Below are 1760 nucleotides of genomic sequence, written 5' to 3'. Positions count from 1 at the left end.
ATTGGGCGATCGGCATGGATGTTATTGAGTGATCGGCATGAATGTTATTGAGCGATCGCCATGCGTGGGAATACGCACCAAGATCCAGTCTTGACCATCGACTTTGTTATATGCCACAAACATCTCAGATTCTTTATCATGGAATACGCCTTTTTCTTTTGTGAACTTTGAAAGCCAGGTCATATTTTTCATGGGAGTAAACATTAGTTCTTTATCAGGATGAACTAGCATCTTACCAGCCCCATTCACCAACATCTGATACCCAGCATCTTGCTTATGATTAAGCCACTTTGATATAGGTTGAAGTAATGTATCAATTGAAAAGACACCAACTAACTTCCCTGTCGGGTCTTCAATTGTTTTAGCTAATGAGAGGGATAGCGTTCCGTAAATGTAGTCGTAATATGGTTCAGTCCAAACCATCTTACCTTTATTTTTAACGGCAAGTTGATACCATGGTCTTATGCGCGGGTTAAAATTTGAGTCTGGTTGCCATTCAGGATGAACAAGCAATTGTCGATGCTCTGTACCAACATAGATGTATTGTAGCCCAGCAGTTTCCTAATAACGCCGCCAGTCGTGTAAGTATTCATATTGATGCGTGATCTTATTATTTATAAAGTCTTTATAATCAACCTTGCGATAGATAAGTTCAAACTGTGTTGTGAGGGTATCAAGATATGGCTTAATCAAAACATTATGAAGTTGATCATTCTTGGATACTAATTGTTTCTGTAAATCACGTTGAAGAGTGATGGTCATATGATAGTAATAAATAGCCCCAAGAATTAATATGGGGACAAAAAGCAGAACCAACCCAAGACGCATGCGGGAAATCAATGACCATGTTTTCCACTGGATTTTATCACTCATTACACCGACATCCTGTCTGAAAAAATCTGATGGGCTAACCATACCAGAAAGCTTTAAATGAGCCCAGCATTGTGATCACCCTCCTCGAACCTGAACGAGCCCCCTCAGGATGACTTGCTCGATAACTACTTACTACCGTTCATACAATCTGAACGTTAAGGTTTGTCTACGATGAAGACGATGGCCTGAGCTTTAAAGCCATGAGTGTCTGAATATATTATATTTTCAATGGTATGTGTCACACTGCATCAAATTTATAGTAACAATAGCCAAAGCCCCGAACACATCTACAGAGACACCTTCAGGCACAGTGTTCAGATCTAATCGCCTGGCCTCCCCAAACAACCTAGTGGTGTGCTGTTCGAGAATCTCATCCAGCTCTAAAGATGAGATGGATCTTCTCCAGCGAGGGTGAGCCTTAAAGTCCTCTATAACGCAGTGTTGCAAGCATAAATGTGGGACTTCGACCCACCCGCCTGAGTCAACGGAGGTATGTACCTTGGCTTGAAAAATGACTCTGACCATCGTGAAACATCCAGATGCAAAAACTGGGAGACTTGATGATATGAGGTTAGTTCATGAATGACAAACAAGTTAACTGCGGAATGGCTTTTTGCTAGAATGGTCGAATAAAACTAGGGGGATTCTAGGCGAGCTCTTGTTTGTCGAGCGAGCGACAACCACGCTACCAAGAGTGCAAACACTGCTCCTGTCATCAAAGATGAGATGGCTCGAAATCATAGGTCTACCTACTGTAATATACTGTCAGTACATCAGATCTACAGATGCACAGTATATGTTGGCAGTGTACAGTGCCTGACTCTTATACACAAGTGGCATCTTGAACGGAACCTTTCCCGTTTTCCAGGATCTGATCTTCCATGTGA

2 protein-coding genes are annotated in these 1760 nt (G+C 41.8%); both read right to left on the bottom strand.

What is annotated here, in order from left to right:
- Positions 1–21: 21 nt before the first annotated feature.
- The gene (locus OKC27_RS22630) at positions 22–540 is read right to left on the bottom strand and encodes a cache domain-containing protein (protein WP_270806743.1); all 519 of its coding nucleotides are present in this window, start codon (positions 538–540) and stop codon (positions 22–24) included.
- 21 nt (positions 541–561) lie between these two features.
- Positions 562–873, bottom strand: coding sequence for a hypothetical protein (locus tag OKC27_RS22625; protein ID WP_270806742.1), 312 nt, complete (start codon positions 871–873; stop codon positions 562–564).
- Between the last annotated feature and the right edge of the window lie 887 nt (positions 874–1760).

Origin of the sequence: Aeromonas sp. QDB62, assembly GCF_027705695.1 — a bacterium.
In the GTDB taxonomy this organism is placed as follows: domain Bacteria; phylum Pseudomonadota; class Gammaproteobacteria; order Enterobacterales; family Aeromonadaceae; genus Aeromonas; species Aeromonas allosaccharophila.
This window is presented reverse-complemented; position numbering and strand designations above follow the sequence as displayed.

Excerpts from the sequence above, each read along its gene's own strand:
- OKC27_RS22625 (WP_270806742.1), bottom strand. The coding sequence starts at position 873 with ATGAGTGATAAAATCCAGTGGAAAACATGGTCATTGATTTCCCGCATG.